This is a genomic window from Streptomyces sp. NPDC004732, from assembly GCF_040609235.1.
Taxonomy (GTDB): domain Bacteria; phylum Actinomycetota; class Actinomycetes; order Streptomycetales; family Streptomycetaceae; genus Streptomyces.
Genome location: NZ_JBEXJR010000004.1, coordinates 563,327 through 581,767, shown reverse-complemented (window position 1 = coordinate 581,767; position 18,441 = coordinate 563,327). Strand labels below are relative to the sequence as shown.

Below are 18,441 nucleotides of genomic sequence, written 5' to 3'. Positions count from 1 at the left end.
CCGAAAGGAACTCCGTGACCGACCCCTCCTCCTTGGATTCCTCCTCCGTGGACCTCTCCGCGCTCCCCCGGGACTTCGCGTGGGGCGTGGCCACATCGGCGTACCAGATCGAGGGGGCCGTCGACGAGGACGGCCGCGCACCCTCGATCTGGGACACCTTCGCCCGCACCCCGGGCGCGATCGACGGCGGGGACACGGGCGACGTGGCCTGCGACCACTACCACCGCTGGCCCGAGGACATCGCGCTGATGCAGGAGCTCGGCGTCGACTCCTACCGCTTCTCGCTCGCCTGGCCGCGCATCGTGCCCGGGGGCGACGGACCGGTCAACGCGGCGGGCCTCGACTTCTACGACCGGCTCGTCGACGCCCTCCTGGAAGCGGGCATCACCCCGAACGCGACCCTCTACCACTGGGACCTGCCGCAGGCGCTGCAGGACCGCGGGGGTTGGCCCGAGCGTGCGACCGCCGAGCACTTCGCGGCGTACGCCTCGGTGGTGGCCGAACGGCTCGGCGACCGCGTCCCGCACTGGGCAACGCTCAACGAACCGCTGTGCTCCGCCTGGATCGGCCATCTGGAGGGCCGCATGGCGCCGGGCCTCACCGATCTGACGGCCGCCGTGCGCGCCTCCTACCACCTGCTGCTCGGGCACGGTCTGGCCACGCAGGCGATCCGCGCGGCGGTGCCCCGCGCGCAGGTCGGCATCGTCAACAACCTCTCCCCCGTGGAGCCCGCTTCCGACCGGACCGAGGACGTCGCCGCCGCCCGCCGGGTCGACGGACACACCAACCGCTGGTGGCTCGATCCGCTGCACGGCCTCGGCTTCCCCGCCGACATGCGGGAGGTGTACGGCGTCGACCTGCCGGAGCGGGCCGGTGACCTCGCGACCATCGCGCAGCCGCTGGACTGGCTGGGCCTCAACTACTACTTCCCGGCCGTCGTCGCCGACGATCCCACCGGTCCCGCGCCGTTCGCCCGCCAGGTGTACCGGCCCGAGGTGCCGCACACCGGCATGGACTGGGAGATCGACGCGAGCGGCATCGAGAGCCTGTTGATGCGGCTGACCGAGGAGTACGGGGCACGTCGGCTGTACGTCACCGAGAACGGTTCGGCGTACCCCGACGTCGTCCGCGCCGACGGCACGATCGACGACGTGGAGCGCACCCGCTATCTGGGCGCGCACCTGGCGGCCTGTGCGCGTGCGGCCCGCCGGGGCGCCCCACTCGCCGGGTACTACGCGTGGTCGCTCCTGGACAACTTCGAGTGGGCGTACGGCTACGACAAGCGCTTCGGCCTCGTCCACGTCGACTACGCGACGCAGCGCCGCACGGTCAAGGGCAGCGGCCGCCACTACGCGGACCTCGTCCGGGCCCACCGCCACGGGACCGCGCGGGCCGCCTGACGGCCCGTCCTTCGACAGGGATGCTGCGCGGTCTCAGCCGCGCAGGCCGCGCAGCATCCGTACCTCCCCTATGCGCAGCAGGCGGGCGAGGACGAGATAGCCGACCGCCATCGTCACGGCGCCGGCCGTGAGAGTGAGCGCCGTCGCGGTGGTGCCGGTCGGTGTCACCTCGGCTCCCGCGCGGGCGGCGGCCCAGCCGAGGGCACCGGCCAGGGCGGACGCCAGGATCAACTTCCCGTAGGTGCGGGACAGTCGGCGGCCGTCCAGATAGCCGCCGAGGCGGCGGCGCATCAGCCGCGCGGTGAGCAGCAGCCCCACCGCGTACGACAGCGTGTAGGCGGCGGCCATGCCGGTGACCGCCCAGCGTGCGGGCAGCAGCAGGTGGCAGGCGGTGGCCAGGGCCATGTTCACTCCGGCCACCCAGACCGCCATCCAGAACGGGGTGCGGGTGTCCTCGTAGGCGTAGAAGCCGCGGAGCAGGAGGTACTGCGCCGAGAAGGGGATGAGGCCGATGCCGAACGCCTGGAGCATGTGGCCGAGGGGCTCGGTGGCCGCGGCGTCGGACGCGCCGTGGGCGAAGAGCAACTCGGCGGTCTGCGGCCCGAAGGCGAGGAAGAAGAATCCGGCGGGCACGATCACCGTGCCGGTGATGCGCAACGCGCGGGACAGCTCGCCGCGCAGGTCGGCGGTCCGGCCCTCGGCCGCGGCCTTGCTCATCCGGGGCAGCAGCGCGGTCACCAGGGAGACGGTGACGATGGACTGCGGGAGGAGCCAGATCGTCTGCGCGTAGGAGTATGCGGTGTAGCCGACGCCGTCCTTCGGCAGGGTCCGGTCGGCGGCGTTGGCGTAGTTCGTGACGACGGTCAGCGCGACCTGGTTGGCGAGGACGAGCAGCAGCGTCCAGCGGGCGGCCCGTGCGCTCTTGCCGAGGCCGGTGCCGCGCCAGTCGAAGCGTGGTCTGAAGCGCAGGCCCGCGGCGCGCACGTACGGCACGAGTGCGAGGGCCTGCAGGGCTATGCCGATGGTGGTGCCGATGCCGAGGAGTCTGACCTGGGCCGCGGTGATGTCGTCGACGCTGTCGGGCACGGTCATCAGGCCCAGATAGGCGCCGAACATGGCGACGAGCACGACGTTGTTGAGGACGGGGGTCCACATCATCGCGCCGAACTTCTCGCGGGCGTTCAGGACCTGTCCGAGGATCGCGAAGAGCCCGTAGAAGAAGATCTGGGGCAGCAGGAACCGGGCGAAGACGACGGTGAGCTCGAACGCCGCGTGGTTCTCGGCGGTGTCCCGCATGTAGAGACTCACGATCTGCGGGGCCGCCCACACCGCGAGGGCCGTGCCGATGCCGAGCACACAGACGACGAGGGTGATCAGTCGCTGCTCGAACGCCGTCCCGCCGTCGGCGTCGTTCGCGCGGGCGCGCACCAGCTGGGGCACCAGGACGGCGTTCAGGGCGCCGCCGATGAGCAGGGTGTAGAGGCTGGTGGGGACGGTGTTGGCGGTGTTGTACGTGCCCGCGAGAAGTCCGGTGCCGAGGGCGGCGCCCTGGAGGACCTGCCGGATCAGGCCGGTGGCGCGGGAGACCACGGTCCCGAAGGCCATGAGGAGCGAGGAGCGCGCGAGGGTCACCACGTCGGCAGCACCCCGGGTATTTCCTCGCGGGCGGGTTCGAATTCCATGCACTTGATCTTCGCACGGTCACCCGTACGCGTCGCCGCCGCACGCGCGTGACCTCGACGTGCCGCCGTAACGTCCGTTTCACCCCAACTCGTACACCCAGCAGGCAAGAAAGCGAGACCCACTCCCCATGTCGACATCCGTGCCCGCTGCCGCGGCAACGGTCCACCGCGGCAGTTCCCTGACCCGCTTCGTCGTCCTCTTCCTGCTCCCCCTGCTCACCGCGGCGAGCGGCTTCCTCGTCGCCCCGGGGCAGGCCCATGCGGCCCAGGCGCCCGCCGCGGCCACGATCGCCGCACCGGCCGCCGCCGTCGACGAGCCGTGCACCAGCAGCGATCCCGCCGTCTGCATGATCCGGGAGATGACCCCGGAGCAGCGCGCGCAGGCGCGCGAGACCCGGATCCGCTACCACCAGCTGCTCGACACCATGGAGGACGTCGCCGACCGGATGCATGCGGCGGGCAGTTCGGACGAGGAGATCGCCCGCACGCTGGTGGACATGCGTAACGATGCCAAGGACATCACGCGCGCGGGCATGTCGCCCGAGGCCGTGCAGGCCCTGGAGGCACGCAACATGAAGAAGTACGGCAACCCGCTGGGCCCGACGGCTGATCAGCAGTACGCCAAGTACGGCAACTGGCGCGCGGTCATCGCGGCCGCCACCCGGAGCAGCGCCGCCGTGGACCGCGAGCTCGGCCTGGAGCCGCGCGGCTGATGACGCGTCTGTCGGACTACGACCGGCACGGCCGGGTGTGGGACCTGGACCCCGCTTCGGGGCTCCTCTCCCCCGCACCCGGCGGCAGCTGCCACGGTTTCGTGCACCTTCCCGGAGAGGGCGAACAGGCGGCCGCGGCGCTGTACGGCGCCGGGGCGGGAGACGGGACGCTCTGGCTGCAGTTCGGGGCGCGGCGCTGGGACTGCGCGTCGGTCTCCGTCCGGCAGGCGTCTCTGCCGGACGGCACCCGCCGCTTCACCGTCTCGGGTTCGGGCACGGGTTCCGGGGGCGACCCGGAGTTCGAACTCCCTTATGCGGCAGCGGATTCCGGCCCCTTCGACCCGGCGTACGACTGGCTGGACGAGCTCGCCGACGATTTCTACCTCTGGGTGGCCGACCGGCTCGCCACCGCCGCATCGCGTCAGACGCTGCTGGAGCACTTCCGGTCGGGGTTCCCCGCCACCTGAGGGTTCTCCCGCAGGATGCCCGACGCGCAGGCCGCGATCACGCAGAACGCGACCGGCAGGAAGAAGGTCAGGTTGAGCGGCATGAAGTGGGTCAGCGGGCCGATGACCGCGGGGCCCGCGAGCATGCCGAGGTAGCCGAGCCCCGCGACGCGGGAGACGTTGGCCCCCGCGGCGTCGGGGTCCGCGTGGCCCGCGGCGCTGAAGAGCTGGGGGATGCAGCCGGAGAGGCCCGCGCCGAACACGGTCCAGCCCGCCAGGGCGAGCGGGATCCAGGGCGACAGGGCCGCCGCGGTCAGGCCGACCGCGGCAACGGCGGCGCCGTACCGGAGGATGGCCACCGGACCGAACCGCGCGGCCACGCGGTCGGCGAGCAGACGGCCGACGGTCATGGCCGTGGCGAAGGCACCATAGGCGAGGGCGGCGGTCGCGGCGGGCGCGTCGAGTACGTCGCGCAGCTGCAGCACGCTCCAGTCGTTCGCCACGCCCTCGCAGAGCATGAGCATCAGGGCGAGGGCGGCAAGGGCCCAGATCCGGCGCGGGGTGCCGCGCCGTGCCTGCGTCGGCGATCCCGACGACTCCTGCGACTCCTGCGACTCCTGCGCCGGTTCGGATGCGGGTTCGGGGCGCAGCAGCGCGGGGGCGGACAAGGCAGCGGCCGCGACGCCGAGCAGCGCCACCGCGCCGAGGGTCGCCGCCGGGCTCCAGCCCCAGCTGAGCGTGCGGGCGCCGACCAGCGCGGCGAGGACGCCGCCGATGGAGAACGTGGCGTGGAAGGCGGACATGACGGGCCGCCGGTAGCCGCGCTCGACCTGCACGGCGTGGGCGTTCATGCTGACGTCCAGACAGCCGTTGCCGAGGCCGAGGGCGAGCAGGGCCGCCCCGAGCGCCCATACGTTCGTGGCCAGTCCCGGCAGCACCACGGCCGCGGCGCACAGGGCCGCGCTGACGGGCACGACGGTACGGGCGCCGAGCCGGTCGGTCAGCGGCCCCACGATCTGCATGCCCACGAAGGCACCCGCTCCGAGCAGCAACAGGAGCCAGCCGAGCACGGCGTGGCTGATCCCTGCGCGGTCCTCCACGGCGGGGATGTGGACGATCCACATGCCCATGAGGAAGCCGTTCAACGCGAAGTAGGCGAAGGTGGCCAGTCGGCCGGATCGCAGTGTTCTGTCCATGCCTTCGAACATAACGAACAGATTCAATGTTCGGAAGTTTGATTCTCGAACAGTTTTGATGTTTGATATGGGTGTGGCCAGTACAGATCGACTGAGGCAGATCACCGACGCCGTGCGCGAAGCGGGGCGGATCGGCGTCGCGGAGCTCGCCGAGCTCACCGGCGCCTCCGAGATGACCATCCGCCGCGACCTGGAGGCCCTGTCGGAGCAGGGCGTTCTCGAGCGCTACCGCGGCGGGGCGCGGAGCCTCCTGCTGCGCGGCGAGGAACCGCCGTTCGCGCTGCGGGAGCAGGAGGGCCTGGCGGTCAAGCGGCGCATCGCCGCCGCGGTGGCCGGGCTGATCGCGGACGGGGAGTCCGTGGTCGTCGACAGCGGCACGACCTGCCTGGAGGTGGCCCGCGCCCTCGAACACCGCCGACTGACCGTGATGCCACTGTCCCTGCACGCGGTGAACGCCCTGTCCGCCGCTCCGCAGGTGACGCTGCTGGTGCCCGGCGGCCGCCCGCGCCCCGGCGAGCTGGCCCTCACCGGCCCGCTGACCACCGCGTCCCTGGCCGCCCTGCGCTTCGACACCGCCGTGATCGGCTGCTGCGGACTGACCGCCGCGGACGGCCTCACCGCCTACGACCTGGACGATGCCGCCGTCAAACGCGCCGCGATCGGCTCGGCCCGCCGCGTCATCGCCGTCGCGGACGCCGCCAAGCTCTCCCGTACCGCCCTGGCCTTCGTCACCCCCGCCGCCGCCCTGCACGCCGTCGTCACGGACGACGCGGCACCGGACGCGGAGACCGACGCACTGACCGCGGCGGGCGTGACCGTACGAAAGGTATGACCCCCATGAACGACACGAACGACACGAACGACAGCCACCGCGACCCCGCCGCCGCGCATGACGTCGTGCTCTTCGACATGTTCGGCGTCATCGCACGCCACCAGTCCGAGGACGGCAAGGAGCGTCTGGCCGCCATCGCGGGCGGGCCCGCCCCGGCCTTCTGGGAGGCCTACTGGGGGCTGCGCCAGCCGTACGACCGCGGGGACGTGACCGGCGCCGCGTACTGGCGGCAGGTGGCCGATGCGCTCGGCGCCGACTTCGACGACGCCCGGATCGCGCGGCTCGTCGAGGCCGACCTCGCCAGTTGGAGCGCCGTCGACGCCACCATGGTCTCCCTCCTGGAGGAGCTGGCGGCCGCGGGGCAACCGATCGCACTGCTCTCCAACATCCCCGAGGAGCTGGCCGCCCACTACGAAGAGCGGCATTCCTGGCTCAAGCTCTTCCAGGTGTGCGCCTTCTCCTGCCGCATCGGCCACGCCAAGCCCGAACCCGACGCCTACCGCTGGTGCCTGGACGCCCTCGGCGCCGCTCCCGGCCGCATCCTCTTCGTCGACGACCGCGAGGACAACATCCGCGCCGCCGAGGCCGTCGGCATTCAGGGGCACCTCTTCACGACGCCCGCCCGACTGCGCGAGGTGCTCCGCCTCAGCGCGTGATCGCGCCGAGCAGGGCCTTGGCACACAGGTCCCGCACCTGCTCCCGCGTCAGCTCCGGTTCCTCGAGCCACTCCAGACAGACCGCCACCATGAACGCGAGCCACCCGCGCACCGCGAGGCGCAGCGCGGGCAGGTCCTGGGTGATGTCCGCGGCGTCCGGGTCCGCGGCGAGGGCCGCGAGGATCTGCCGCTCCTGCGCGGCGAGACCGTTGCGGTAGACCTCGCGGACCAGCGGGTCGCCCGCCGCCTCGGCCCGGTGGAAGGCGCGGAAACCCTGTGCGTGGCTCTCCACGTACCCGAGGAACGCGTCGAGGCCGGTGCTGATCTGCTCGTGCACCGGCAGGCCGGGCTCCGCCGCCGTAAGGCGCAGCATGCGCTCGCTCTCCCGGTGCACCACGGCGGCGAAGAAGTCCCGCTTGGTCGGGAAGTAGTGGTACAGAAGCCCCCGTGAGACGCCGGCGATCTCCGCGACCCGCTCGATCCACACGTCGTCGTACGGCTTCTGCGCGAAGAGCCGCGCCCCGACCGAAAGCAGCTGCTCACGCCGCTCCTCGGTACTCAGTCTGCGGCGCGTGCGCTCCTGGGGATTCGCGGCCATGCAGGCACCTTACTTGACGCGAATTCAATAGGGGCACCAGACTGGGATCTCCTATTGAATCCACGTACAACAGGCCCAACGGGCCCGTCGGACAAGGGAGATGGGCACATGGCGCAGACGACGCGGTCCGCGGCGGCGAACGGTCCTGACGGGCAGCGCGCTCCTGCCGCTCCCCCGAAGGGCTTCCGCAGCGCCGAACTCGGCTGGCCCGAGCTGCACCGGATACCGCATCCGCCGCGCCGGCTCCCGCTGCTCGGCGACATCCTGGGCGCCAACGTGCGCACGCCGCTGCAGGACTCCATGAAGATGGCCCACCAGCTCGGGCCGATCTTCCGGCGCAAGGCGTTCGGCAAGGAGTTCGTCTTCGTGTGGGGCGCCGAGCTCGCCGCGGACATGGCCGACGAGTCGCGGTTCGCCAAGCACGTGGGCCTGGGCGTGGCCAACCTCCGGCCGGTCGCGGGCGACGGCCTCTTCACGGCGTACAACCACGAACCCAACTGGCAGCTGGCGCACGACATCCTGGCCCCCGGTTTCAGCCGCGACGCGATGAGCGGCTACCACCCGCTGATGCTGGACGTCGCACGACAGCTGACGGCGCGCTGGGACGAGCGCGAGGCGGCGGGCCGGGCGGTGGACGTGCCGGGCGACATGACGAAGCTGACGCTGGAGACGATCGCCCGCACCGGCTTCGGGCACGACTTCGGCTCCTTCGAACGGTCCGCGCCGCATCCCTTCGTGTCGGCCATGGTCGGGACGCTCTCCTTCGCCCAACGGCGCAACGTCGTGCCGCCGCTGCTGACCCCGCTCGTGCTGCGCGGCGCCGACCGGCGCAACGACGCCGACATGGCCTACCTCAACCGCACCGTCGACGCGGTGATCGCGGCCCGCCGCACCGAGGGCCGTTCGGACTCCGGTGCTGTCGGTAGCGGCGACCTGCTCGACCGCATGCTGGAAGTGGCCCACCCGGAGACGGGAGAACGGCTCACTCCGGAGAACATCCGCCGGCAGGTCATCACCTTCCTGGTAGCCGGGCACGAGACGACGTCCGGCGCGCTGTCGTTCGCGCTGCACTACTTGTCGCGCTCCCCGGAAGTGCTCGCCCGCGCGCGGGCCGAGGTCGACGAGGTCTGGGGCGCCGCGGAAGAGCCCGCGTACGAGCAGGTGGCCAAGTTGCGTTATCTGCGCCGGGTGCTCGACGAGTCGCTCCGGCTGTGGCCGACCGCTCCGGGATTCGCCCGTGAGGCGCGCGTGGACACCACCCTCGGGGGCGAGCACCCGATGCGCCGCGGCGCGTGGGCGCTGGTTCTCGCGACGATGCTGCACCGCGATCCGGCCGCGTGGGGCGAGCACCCCGAGGAGTTCGACCCCGACCGGTTCGCCCCTTCGGCCGTACGCGCACGGCCCGCTCATGTCTTCAAGCCGTTCGGCACCGGCGCACGCGCCTGTATCGGGCGTCAGTTCGCCCTGCACGAGGCGACCTTGGTGCTCGGACTGCTGCTTCGCCGCTACGACCTGCACGCGGATCCGGCCTACCGGCTGCGCATCGCGGAGCGGCTCACCCTGATGCCGGACGGCCTCACCCTGCGGCTCACCCGCCGCGCCCGGACTGCGTGAGGCGCCATTGTCAGACCCGTGCGCAAGAGTGGAGGTGGCATCCCGCGATGCCACCATGCCACCCAGCGCAGAGGAGTCGCTCGACATGACCGGCACGACGTCCGAGGAACTGCTCGCCGCCCAGGCCTGCTTGCGCCTGCTGCACACCGCGCGCGCCACGCTCTCCGACTCCGCGTCGGTCTCCCCGGTGGCCGCGGCGACGCTGCTCGCGGGGCCGATCGCGGAGGCCGACGAGGCACTGCGCCGCGCGGGCCTCGCGGGCAACGAAGCAGTGCTGATCGACCGGATCTACGACCTCGCGCCGCCTCCCCCGCGCTCCGCGGATCCGGGCCCGCCCGCCGGGCGGACGCCGATGACGCACTCCTGCGCGTGCGAGGGCAGCCAGTCATGAGCGCGGAGAAGGGCAATGCCTCGTACGGACACAAGGAGTTCAAGCGCTCCAAGAGCCACTTCGCCGACCGGGTCACGGCGGACGGCAGGGACGGCTGGCCGGTCGAGGCGGGGCGGTACCGCCTGGTGGTGAGCCGGGCCTGCCCCTGGGCGGGCCGTGCACTCATCTCGCGACGGCTGCTCGGCCTGGAGAGCGCCGTGTCCCTGGCCGTCACCGACCCGATCCAGGACGACCGCAGCTGGCGGTTCACGCTGGATCCCGACGACCGCGACCCGGTGCTCGGCATCCGCTTCCTGAGTGAGGCGTACGAAGCCCGGGAGAGCGGCTATCCCGGCGGGGTCAGCGTTCCCGCGCTCGTGGACGTGCCGAGCGGCAAGCTGGTCACGAACGACTTCCAGCAGATCACGCCGGACTTCGCCACGGAGTGGACGGCCCTGCACCGCGAGGGGGCGCCGGATCTGTACCCGGAGGCGTTGCGCGACGAGATCGACACCGTCATGGAGGGCATCTACCGCGACGTCAACAACGGCGTCTACCGGACCGGTTTCGCCCCCGACCAGGCGGCCTACGAATCGGCGTGCGCCGATGTCTTCCGCCGCCTCGAACTGACCGCAGAGCGCCTGTCGAACCGCCGGTACCTCGTCGGGGACACGCTCACCGAAGCCGACATCCGCCTGTTCTGCACGCTCGTGCGGTTCGACGCCGCCTACCACGGCCACTTCAAGTGCAACCTCTGGAAGCTGTCCGAGGACCGCGTCCTCTGGGCGTACGCCCGGGATCTGTTCCAGACCCCCGGTTTCGGCGACACCATCGACTTCGACCACATCAAGCGGCACTACTACCAAGTGCACACGGGCATCAACCCGACCGGCATCGTGCCGCTTGGCCCGGACCTCTCGGGCTGGCTGACGCCGCATCACCGCGAGGAGCTGGGCGGGCGCCCGTTCGGCGACGGCACTCCTCCGGGGCCCGTCCCCTCCGGGGAGGAGGTGCCGGAGACGGGGCGCCCCTGAGCCGCGGTCACGGCCTTGTCGGCTCCTTGTCGGGCTTCCAGGTGAACTTGTCACCGCCCACCCAGCGCACGGTGTCCGGGTCGTCGAGGTCGTGCACGGTGATGCCTGCCATGGCGGCCGCGTCGAGGACGTCCGTGACGCTCTTGGCCTTGCCCACCACCTCTCCGTCGATCTCCACGATGCGGAACGGGGGCCAGCCGGGCTGGACCCCGAGGACCGTGATCCGGGGATTCGCCATGTACAGGAAGCTTTCGGTCATATCCGGAACTCTTCCACGGCAACCCGCGAACCCGCCTCGCCAGTCGGCCGCTCGGGCTACCGGCCCGAAGGCCGACGGCGGGGAGACGGCACGCGAGGCTAGGAGACGGAGCTAGAGCGCCCGCTCGACCGCCTTGACCACATGCCCGGCACCGTCCTCCGTCGCCATCTGCCGGGCGATGCGTTCGGCAGCGCTCGTGTACGCAGCCTCGCGGACGGCGCGACCGAGCGCGTCGGCCAGGCCGGGTGCGGTGAGGTTCTTGAACGGGACGGGAGCGGTCGCCGCGCCCAGAGAGGCGAGCCGGGCGGCCCAGAAGGGCTGGTCGGCGGTGACCGGCACGGGGACGGCGGGAACACCCGCACGGAGCGCCGCCGCCGACGTACCCGCCCCCGCGTGGTGCACCACGGCGGCCACCCTGGGGAACAGCAGCGCGTGCGGCACCTCTCCGACCGTCAGGATGTCGTCGCCGGACGCCACGAGCCCCGCGCGGCCCGCCTGCAGCACCCCGCGCAGCCCGGCAGCGCGCAACGCCGCCACCGCGATCCCGCTCAGCCGCTCCCCGTCCCCTCCCGCCATGCTGCCGAACCCGATGAACACCGGCGGCGGCCCGGCCCGCAGGAAGTCGTCGAGCTCCGGCGGCAGCCGGTCGGCAGGATCGTGGTGCGGCCACCAGTTGCCCACGACGTCGAGTCCGGGGCGCCAGTCCGCGGGCCTCGGCACGACGGCCGGACTGAAGCCGTGCAGCACCGGCCACTGCGCCCGCTCCTGTCGGGCGCGGACGCTCCGCGGCGTTGCGGCGGGCAGGGAGAGGCGGGCCCGCAGGTCGCGTACCGCGTCGGCGTAGACACGGTCGACCATGCGCAGGGAGAAGGCGCCGAGGGCGCGGTTCCCGAAGCCGCCGAGCGATCGCGTGCCGCCGACGACCGGCGGGAACGCCCGGGTGGGATGCGTCGGCTGCAGGTAGGCCCCCACCGCAGGTACGCCCATCGCCTCGGCCAGCTGCCAGCCGAGCGGAGCCGTGGTCGTGGAGAGCACCAGGACGTCGGCACCCCGCACGGCGGCGTCGACCAGCCCCGACCCCAGCTCTCGCACGAAGGCCGAGGCCGACCGCATGAGTTCCTTGCGGCCGCCCGCACCCGGCGCGCCCGCGCTCTCCGCGCCCGCACGCTTCCCACCGGCCGGACCGGCGGGCAGCTCGCGGAACCGCAGGCCCGCGGCCTCGACGAGCGGCGCGAAGGAGCCGTGGGTGGCGAGCGCGACGTCGTACCCGGCCGCGCGGAGCCGGAAGCCGAGACCGGTGTAGGGGGCGACATCGCCGTAGGATCCGGCCGCGGTGATCAGAACGTGTGTCATCGGATTCTCTCAACCTCAGGTTTAGCGTGAGGGTTACCCTCGGTCTCAGGTCGAGCCTGAGGTCCCCTGCGACGCTCGGCATTGACCCGTACCGCCGTACGCAGATACGCGGCGAGCCCCGGCCGCTGCTGGGACGGCGGCACGACGAGCGCGAACGCGCGGGCGTCGTCGGCGAAGTCGTCCGCGATGCGCAGGTGCATCTCGGGCGGGCACGGCGTGAACCAGCGGGCGATGTGCTGCCGGTGCGCCTCGGCCAGCTCCAGGGCCCGTTCGCTCTCCGCAGTCACCCCGGCGTCGAAGGCGTCGAGCAGCTCCTCCCGCCACTGCGCGGCCTCACCCATGAGGTCCGCCCAGTCCTCCTTGGTGTGTTCGGCGGCGCTCCGCATGGCCGCGCGATGCCCGGCGCTGTCCTGCCACTTCAACTCCGCCTCGGTGGCGTAGCTGAGATCGAAAGTGATCTCGCCGAACACCTCGAACCGCTCCCGGGGATCGAGGTCCACCCCGGTCTGATGCACCTCCATCGCCCGCTCGGCGACCTCCACCAGGCGCTCCAGCTTGTCGATCTGCTCACGCAGCGCCCGGCGCCTGGCCTTGAGCCTGCCGAGGGCGTCGGCCTGCGGATCGGTCAGGATCTCGGCGATCTCGTCGAGGGTGAAGCCGAGCTCGCGGTAGAAGAGGATCTGCTGCAGCCGGGCCAGGTCGGCTTCGCTGTAGAGGCGGTAGCCGCCTGCGCTGCGTCCACCGGGCGCGAGCAGCCCGGCCCGGTCGTAGTGGTGCAGGGTGCGGACGGTGACGCCCGCAAAGCCTGCGACCTGACCGACGGTGTAACTCATGGACCTCGCCTTTCGTCGACGCCCAGCTTGAAGCCTGACGCGACGTGAGGGTCAACCGGGGCGGCCGGACCCGACGGGCCATCGCCTTCCCCGGCTCTCTCCCGGACCCTCCCCGCCCCCTCAATTGCTAATGGGATCCATTTTCATATAGCGTTCGAGTGATCGCACCCGATCACCGTTCCCGAATACCGCCCCCCCCCACCCGGAGGACCTCATGGCCGTACCCAAGAGGAAGATGTCCCGCAGCAACACCCGGCACCGCCGCGCCCAGTGGAAGGCCACCACCGTGCAACTGGTGCCCGTCACGGTCGACGGCGTGCCGCACATGGTGCCGCAGCGGCTGGTCAAGGCATACGAGCGAGGGCTGCTGCGCCCGGAAAACTGACGGCACGACACACACGCGCGGTCGGGTCGGGTCAGGTCAGCTGGCGCAGCAGATGCGCACAGGCGGCCGCCTCGTCCGCGTACCGGGCGAGGGGCTGGTGCACGCCTCGTTCGTACGTTCCGACCTCCCACTCCCCGCCCTCGACCCTGCGCAGATAGACGAAGTCGGGGGGCGTGGGGGCAGGCTCGTGGACGCCGTCGATCCAGTAGTAGCCGTCGGCGACCCGGGCATCGCGCAGAGCCGCCGCCGCTTCCCTGACGTCCACTCGGGCGCTCAGTCGTTCGCGGGCTCGAGGTAGCCGTGCTCCAGCAGCCACTTCACGTTCAGCCGCTGCCCCTCGCCCGGGTCCAGGAAGGCCGGGTCCAGCTTGATCTGCTGGCCGTGGCCGGGCTGCTCGAACCAGGGGGCGATGCTGCCCTGCCAGACGTGGAACGGCTTGCTCACCTCGTAGACGCGGTAGTCGCAGGCGAAGGCGGCATCGCGGGTATTGAGGTTCTGCGGGGGCAGGGCGCGCTTCGCGTAGGGGTCTCCGGCAGGCGCGAGGTATCCCCCGAACTCCGAGCCGAAGCGGTCCAGCTCCTCGCCCTCCTCCAGGAGCTCACGGTGCTTGTCGACCTGGCCGTTGACGGTGTCGAAGCCGTCGTTGGGCGGATACTTCCAGCTGCCGGTGTCGGCCGGGCCCTCCCAGTACTTCTTCAGGAAGGCCTTCGGGGACAGCTTGCCGGTCCGCTTCCAGTCCTTCAGGAGCGGGCCGACGGGGCGCTGCCACTTCTTGGGCAGCCAGGCCGGGCCGAGGCGGGCGTCACCGTGGAACTCCCCCGTGCACGGCTCGTGCGCCGCGCCCCCGGCGGCCGCCGAGGGCGCGGGGGCGGCGGGGGCAGCGGAGGCCGCAGCGCTCGCGGCGGGTGCGGCCGCCATGGCGCCCGCGACACCCAGCGCGGCCAGGACAGTACGGATCCGGATCACACGGCTGTGGTCCACTCGGCAACTCCTCAAGCATCTGCGTGCAGTTGGCAACGATCGCTCGCACACCGTATCGGAGTGGTGGCTCTCTGCTGTTCCCTCTGGTCAAGTCGCCGTGATGTTCGCCCTCGTTGGCCGATTCCGGTCGCTGCCGTCGCCGCCCGGCACCGCCCCTGCCGCTCCCCGCACGGTCCTGCCGCCGCGCCGACGCGCGTGCCTCTTGTCCGGTCGCTCAGGTACGGGGCACTGTGTCTGCCACATCCGTCACCACCGACCCACGAGGTGCAGGTATGAGCAGCGGAGCAGAGTCGGGCGCGGGTTCCGGTAGCGGCCCGGGGCGGCGGCGGTTCCTCGGTGCGCTGGTGGGGGCGGCCACCACCGCGGCGGTGGCCTCCACTTCCGCCTGCGCCTCGCCGGACCGGGCGGGCCGGGAGCCCTCCGGCCACACCCGCCCCAACACTGCCTCCGACGTGGTCCACCGCCCGCGCAGCGAGGGTCAGCTGTTCCTGGGGACGTACACCTCGCAGGAGGGCGGCGGCTCGGGCATCGGCCTGGCGACGTACGACGACGCGACGGGCCGCATCACCGGCACCGGCACGCTCGGCGGCGTCCCCGACCCGTCCTACCTGGCGCTGCATCCGTCGGGCCGCACGCTCTACGCGGTCAACGAGCGGGAGAAGGGCGGGGTGACCGCCGTCGCGCTCTCCCCCACCGGCGAGCACGACGTCCTCGGCACGCGGGACACCGGTGGCGCGGGCCCCTGTCACCTCTCCGTGCACCCGGGCGGCCGCTGGCTGCTCAGTGCGAACTACGGCTCCGGCAGCGTGGCCGTCCACCCCATCGGGACGTCGGGAGCGCTCGGCGAGCGGACGGACCTGGTCACGCACTCCTCACCGCAGCCGGGCCCCGGCCAGCAGGGGCCGCACGCCCACCAGATCAGCACCTCTCCGGACGGCCGCCACGTCCTCGCCGTCGACCTCGGCAACGACACCGTCTACACCTACCGTCTCGACGAGAAGGCGGGCAGGCTCAGCCGCGTCTCGTACGCGAGCCTGCGGCCGGGCGCGGGTCCGCGCCATCTCACGTTCCACCCGTCGGGGCGCTTCGCGTACCTCGCCAACGAGCTGGACAACACGGTCGTCGTCTGCGCGTACGACTCCGCCACCGGCCGCCTCACGCCCGGCGAGCCTCAGTCGACCGGCACGGGTGAGGGCACCAGTTATCCGGCCCAGATCCTGGTGACGCGCGAGGGCCGCTTCGCCTTCCTCGCCAACCGGGGGCACAACAGCATCGCGCGGTACGCGGTCGAGGGCGACGGAGCCCGGCTGCGGCTCCTCGACACGGTCTCCGTCGGCGGGGACTTCCCGCGGCAGCTCGCGTTCTCGCCGTCCCAGCGGCTGCTGTTCGCCGCGAACCAGAAGTCGAGTTCGGTGAGTGTCTTCCAGGTCGACGGGGAGAGCGGCGCGCTCCGCCTCGCGGGAAAGCCGTTCGCCGCGCCGCTCGCGGTGTGCGCGCTGCCTCTCTAGCCGGAACCAGTCCAGGCTGCTGCCGCTTCTCGGGTGATGTCGGCGTAGAGGCGGAAGAGGGCCGGGCGGGCTTCGCTCTGGTCGCGGTCGCGTTCGCGTTCGTACAGGGCCGCCCAGCACCGGGCGATGTGCTCCCGGGCCCGGGTGCCGGGCCAGGGCCGGGGCAGGAGCTGGGGTGGCAGCAGCGGGTCGGGGTCCATGGCGCGGGTGAGTTCGGCGGCCAGTTCGACGGCGATGGTGAGGAGTGCGGACGAGGAGAGTTCGGCCGGTCCTTTGAGCCGGGCGAGGCGGGGCCGGGCGACGCGGCCTAGGCGGTGGTAGCGGTCGGCGATCTCTTGCAGGGGCCACAGCTGGCGGGCGAGTTCGGCAGGCTCCTGGGTGTCGCCCCTGCGCAGGTCCGTCGCGCTGAGGAGGGTGAGCGCGCCGTGGGCGCCGAGGCGGTGGGCCGCCTCTTCGACGTACGGCTCCCATGCGTTGGCGCAGACGTACAGGCCGCCCTGGAGCGGGGCGCCGCCGAGGTGGACGAGCGTCTCGCGCAGGGTGTCCCGGGCGGTGCGTGCCGATTCGGGCACCGCGAAGGCGGCCAGGTGCCAGACACCGTCCCAGGGTGCGGTCCCGGCGTCCTGCTGGAATGCGTGCCGCAGGAAGTCCGCGTTGGGCGCGAGGGCACGTGTGGTGTCCGGGGTCGCGTGCAGCTGCGCCTTGCGGCCCCGGCCCTCGTGGGTGAAGCGGCCTTCGGCGACGAGGCGTTTGACGCACAGTCGTACCTGCTGGTCGCTCATGCCCAGGGTGTTGGCGACGGTGTACAGCTCGTCCGCGCCGACGGTGCCGTCCTCGCGGATCAGCGCATGGACGAGCATGCGGGTGGGGACCTCGACGCGGTCGGCCTCGGTGCTCACAGTTTTCTCGCCCTTCTTCCCGCAACGGTGCGGTGCATGGTGGTCACCGCGCCGAAGCCCAGGAGCCTGCGCAGGTAGGGCGTGCGCTCGGTGCGTACGGCCGTGAATGCGCGTCGCTCGTACAGGGCCCTGGCGCGCGGGTTGGTGTCGATCACGTCCAGTCTGATCTCCCGGCAGCCCTGCTCCGCCGCGATGGCGGCCACTTCCTCGATGAGCAGGCTCCCGACGCCCCGGCCGCGCATGTCCGGGTGCACGGCGATGCCGTCCATGACGAGCTGCCCGGGGGCCGGGTGACGTTCGAACAGGGCGAGGAGCAGAAGCCGGTGCAGTCCTCGCAGGTGTCCGTACGCGCGCAGCACGGCCCGAGCCGATCCACCGGTCAGGGCCCGCCCGCCGTGCTGGTATCCGGCGAGGCCGACGAGCTGCCCGTCGAGGAGTGCGCAGACCGCGCGATCGGCGTGCAGGTGGGCGGCGATGAACGGCACCGCCTTGCGCGGCGGGTTCAGGGCGGGCCCGAGTTTGCGGCCGAAGGCATTCCAGTACAGCTCGGCCGCCCGCCGCTCGGCTCCGTCCGGAAGGCCCCGCCGCACTGTCACCGGCCCGGCCCCGCCCCCGGGCTCTGCCGCTTCCAGTCCCATGCTGTGCCCCCTTTCTCCCTCCGACTTCTCCTCCATCCTAGACTCAAATCTATCGCAATCTCTACGGTCGTACTCGAAACGATAGTTTAAGTACCTACTCCCTACCGGACGGAGGCAGCCATCCCATGTGTCCGAAGACCCGACCCCGACGGCGCGGGCTCCGCATCGCCGTATGGTCACTCGTCGCGATCCTGGTCGTGACCGGTGGCCTCGTCGGTGTCGTGCTGTGGCAGAACTCGTACGACATGGACGAGCGGCGGGTCACGATCCGCCACGGCGGCCGCACCCTCAAGGGCGTTCTGGCCACTCCCAAGGACGGCCGCAAGCGCCACGGACTGGTCGTGTACGTCCACGGCGACGGCCCTGTCGACGCCACCCACGACGACGGCTACAAGCCCATGTGGGAGGCGAACGCCAAGGCCGGGTACGCCTCCCTGTCCTGGGACAAGCCCGGCGTCGCGGGCGCGCCCGGCGACTGGCTCGGCCAGTCCATGGCCGACCGGGCCGACGAGGCGGCCGCCGCGATCGCCTGGGCACGCGCCCGCCCGGACATCGACGGCGACCGGATCGGGCTCTGGGGCGCCAGCCAGGCGGGCTGGGTCCTGCCGAAGATCGCCGCGAAGACACCGGTGAGCTTCGTCATCGCCGTCTCGCCCGCGATCAACTGGCTCCAGCAGGGCCGCTACAACCTCCTCGCCGAGCTGCGCGCCGACGGCGCGTCAGCAGCCCGCATCAAGGCGGAGGTCGCCAAGAGCGACGCCACTCGCCGACTGCTGGGGCGCCGCGCGACCTTCGAGGAGTACGTCAGTGCAATGGGCGGCGACGCGGACGGCATGACCGCCGGTCGCTGGGGCTTCATCTCGAAGAACCACACCGCGGATGCCACTCAGGACCTCCGCGCCCTGCGCGGCGTACCGGTGCTGCTGACCCTCGCAGGCCATGACGTCAACGTGGACACCGCAGATACGGAGCGCGTCTACCGCGAGGTGCTGGGCGCGGCGGGCTCGTTGACGGTTGAGCGCTACCCGGACGCGACCCATTCGC

Annotated in this window: 20 protein-coding genes and 1 pseudogene; 11 read left to right on the top strand and 10 right to left on the bottom strand. The window is 72.0% G+C overall.

Going from position 1 to position 18,441, the window contains the following annotated elements:
* Positions 1–32: 32 nt before the first annotated feature.
* A complete protein-coding gene (locus ABZV77_RS14910; protein WP_356256074.1) occupies positions 33–1,400 on the top strand; it encodes a GH1 family beta-glucosidase in 1,368 nt (455 codons plus the stop codon).
* 33 nt (positions 1,401–1,433) lie between these two features.
* On the opposite strand, the gene murJ is transcribed toward ABZV77_RS14910, so the two are convergent.
* The gene (murJ, locus tag ABZV77_RS14905) at positions 1,434–3,035 is read right to left on the bottom strand and encodes a murein biosynthesis integral membrane protein MurJ (protein WP_356255631.1); all 1,602 of its coding nucleotides are present in this window, start codon (positions 3,033–3,035) and stop codon (positions 1,434–1,436) included.
* A 175-nt stretch (positions 3,036–3,210) separates the two neighbouring features.
* Here murJ and ABZV77_RS14900 point away from each other — a divergent pair, with 175 nt between their 5' ends.
* Both ABZV77_RS14900 and ABZV77_RS14895 read left to right on the top strand, forming a co-directional pair.
* Positions 3,211–3,795 (top strand): hypothetical protein, encoded by a 585-nt coding sequence (locus ABZV77_RS14900; RefSeq protein WP_356255629.1) that lies wholly within the window; start codon positions 3,211–3,213, stop codon positions 3,793–3,795.
* Positions 3,795–4,262, top strand: a complete 468-nt coding sequence (locus ABZV77_RS14895; RefSeq protein WP_356255627.1) for a hypothetical protein — start codon at positions 3,795–3,797, stop codon at positions 4,260–4,262. Before ABZV77_RS14900 ends, ABZV77_RS14895 begins: the two co-directional genes overlap by 1 nt.
* Here ABZV77_RS14895 and ABZV77_RS14890 read toward each other — a convergent pair.
* Positions 4,217–5,437 carry an MFS transporter gene (locus ABZV77_RS14890; protein WP_356255625.1) on the bottom strand — a complete coding sequence of 407 codons (1,221 nt, stop codon included), beginning with the start codon at positions 5,435–5,437 and terminating at the stop codon, positions 4,217–4,219. The genes ABZV77_RS14895 and ABZV77_RS14890 overlap by 46 nt on opposite strands.
* A 73-nt stretch (positions 5,438–5,510) precedes the next feature.
* Here ABZV77_RS14890 and ABZV77_RS14885 point away from each other — a divergent pair, with 73 nt between their 5' ends.
* Both ABZV77_RS14885 and ABZV77_RS14880 read left to right on the top strand, forming a co-directional pair.
* Positions 5,511–6,269 carry a DeoR/GlpR family DNA-binding transcription regulator gene (locus ABZV77_RS14885; RefSeq protein WP_356255622.1) on the top strand — a complete coding sequence of 253 codons (759 nt, stop codon included), beginning with the start codon at positions 5,511–5,513 and terminating at the stop codon, positions 6,267–6,269.
* Between the two features lie 5 nt (positions 6,270–6,274).
* A complete protein-coding gene (locus ABZV77_RS14880) occupies positions 6,275–6,925 on the top strand; it encodes an HAD family phosphatase (protein WP_356255619.1) in 651 nt (216 codons plus the stop codon).
* Here ABZV77_RS14880 and ABZV77_RS14875 read toward each other — a convergent pair.
* The gene (locus tag ABZV77_RS14875; protein WP_356255616.1) at positions 6,915–7,523 is read right to left on the bottom strand and encodes a helix-turn-helix domain-containing protein; all 609 of its coding nucleotides are present in this window, start codon (positions 7,521–7,523) and stop codon (positions 6,915–6,917) included. The genes ABZV77_RS14880 and ABZV77_RS14875 overlap by 11 nt on opposite strands.
* Before the next feature lie 108 nt (positions 7,524–7,631).
* On the opposite strand from ABZV77_RS14875, the gene ABZV77_RS14870 reads away from it, so the two are divergent.
* From ABZV77_RS14870 to ABZV77_RS14860, 3 genes are read left to right on the top strand one after another with little or no spacing between them, the layout of a single operon-like run.
* The gene (locus ABZV77_RS14870) at positions 7,632–9,137 is read left to right on the top strand and encodes a cytochrome P450 (protein WP_356255613.1); all 1,506 of its coding nucleotides are present in this window, start codon (positions 7,632–7,634) and stop codon (positions 9,135–9,137) included.
* Positions 9,138–9,192: 55 nt separating this feature from the next.
* A complete protein-coding gene (locus ABZV77_RS14865; protein ID WP_356255610.1) occupies positions 9,193–9,528 on the top strand; it encodes a hypothetical protein in 336 nt (111 codons plus the stop codon).
* Positions 9,525–10,541 (top strand): glutathione S-transferase C-terminal domain-containing protein, encoded by a 1,017-nt coding sequence (locus ABZV77_RS14860; protein WP_356255607.1) that lies wholly within the window; start codon positions 9,525–9,527, stop codon positions 10,539–10,541. The genes ABZV77_RS14865 and ABZV77_RS14860 overlap by 4 nt, the downstream gene beginning before the upstream one ends.
* Before the next feature lie 7 nt (positions 10,542–10,548).
* Here ABZV77_RS14860 and ABZV77_RS14855 read toward each other — a convergent pair whose 3' ends face one another.
* The 3 genes from ABZV77_RS14855 to ABZV77_RS14845 all read right to left on the bottom strand — a co-directional run bounded on the left by ABZV77_RS14855 (position 10,549) and on the right by ABZV77_RS14845 (position 12,986).
* Positions 10,549–10,800 (bottom strand): hypothetical protein, encoded by a 252-nt coding sequence (locus ABZV77_RS14855; RefSeq protein WP_356255604.1) that lies wholly within the window; start codon positions 10,798–10,800, stop codon positions 10,549–10,551.
* Positions 10,801–10,911: 111 nt separating this feature from the next.
* Complete coding sequence (locus ABZV77_RS14850) at positions 10,912–12,153, bottom strand: glycosyltransferase (protein ID WP_356255601.1); 1,242 nt, start codon at positions 12,151–12,153, stop codon at positions 10,912–10,914.
* Positions 12,150–12,986 carry a MerR family transcriptional regulator gene (locus ABZV77_RS14845; RefSeq protein ID WP_356255598.1) on the bottom strand — a complete coding sequence of 279 codons (837 nt, stop codon included), beginning with the start codon at positions 12,984–12,986 and terminating at the stop codon, positions 12,150–12,152. The genes ABZV77_RS14850 and ABZV77_RS14845 overlap by 4 nt, the downstream gene beginning before the upstream one ends.
* A 214-nt stretch (positions 12,987–13,200) precedes the next feature.
* On the opposite strand from ABZV77_RS14845, the gene rpmF reads away from it, so the two are divergent.
* The gene (rpmF, locus tag ABZV77_RS14840) at positions 13,201–13,371 is read left to right on the top strand and encodes a 50S ribosomal protein L32 (RefSeq protein ID WP_356255595.1); all 171 of its coding nucleotides are present in this window, start codon (positions 13,201–13,203) and stop codon (positions 13,369–13,371) included.
* A 31-nt stretch (positions 13,372–13,402) separates the two neighbouring features.
* On the opposite strand, the gene ABZV77_RS14835 is transcribed toward rpmF, so the two are convergent.
* Together ABZV77_RS14835 and ABZV77_RS14830 are read right to left on the bottom strand one after the other, a co-directional pair.
* Complete coding sequence (locus ABZV77_RS14835) at positions 13,403–13,636, bottom strand: hypothetical protein (RefSeq protein ID WP_356255592.1); 234 nt, start codon at positions 13,634–13,636, stop codon at positions 13,403–13,405.
* A gap of 8 nt (positions 13,637–13,644) precedes the next feature.
* Positions 13,645–14,337, bottom strand: a complete 693-nt coding sequence (locus tag ABZV77_RS14830; protein ID WP_356256071.1) for a TNT domain-containing protein — start codon at positions 14,335–14,337, stop codon at positions 13,645–13,647.
* A gap of 287 nt (positions 14,338–14,624) precedes the next feature.
* On the opposite strand from ABZV77_RS14830, the gene ABZV77_RS14825 reads away from it, so the two are divergent.
* Positions 14,625–15,860, top strand: coding sequence for a lactonase family protein (locus tag ABZV77_RS14825; RefSeq protein ID WP_356255589.1), 1,236 nt, complete (start codon positions 14,625–14,627; stop codon positions 15,858–15,860).
* Here ABZV77_RS14825 and ABZV77_RS14820 read toward each other — a convergent pair.
* Both ABZV77_RS14820 and ABZV77_RS14815 read right to left on the bottom strand, forming a co-directional pair.
* The gene (locus tag ABZV77_RS14820) at positions 15,857–16,720 is read right to left on the bottom strand and encodes a PaaX family transcriptional regulator C-terminal domain-containing protein (RefSeq protein WP_356256068.1); all 864 of its coding nucleotides are present in this window, start codon (positions 16,718–16,720) and stop codon (positions 15,857–15,859) included. The genes ABZV77_RS14825 and ABZV77_RS14820 overlap by 4 nt on opposite strands.
* Before the next feature lie 35 nt (positions 16,721–16,755).
* The gene (locus ABZV77_RS14815) at positions 16,756–17,397 is read right to left on the bottom strand and encodes a GNAT family N-acetyltransferase (protein ID WP_356255586.1); all 642 of its coding nucleotides are present in this window, start codon (positions 17,395–17,397) and stop codon (positions 16,756–16,758) included.
* A 125-nt stretch (positions 17,398–17,522) separates the two neighbouring features.
* On the opposite strand from ABZV77_RS14815, the pseudogene ABZV77_RS14810 reads away from it, so the two are divergent.
* Positions 17,523–18,437: pseudogene (locus ABZV77_RS14810) on the top strand (alpha/beta hydrolase); the annotation flags it as partial.
* Positions 18,438–18,441: the final 4 nt, after the last annotated feature.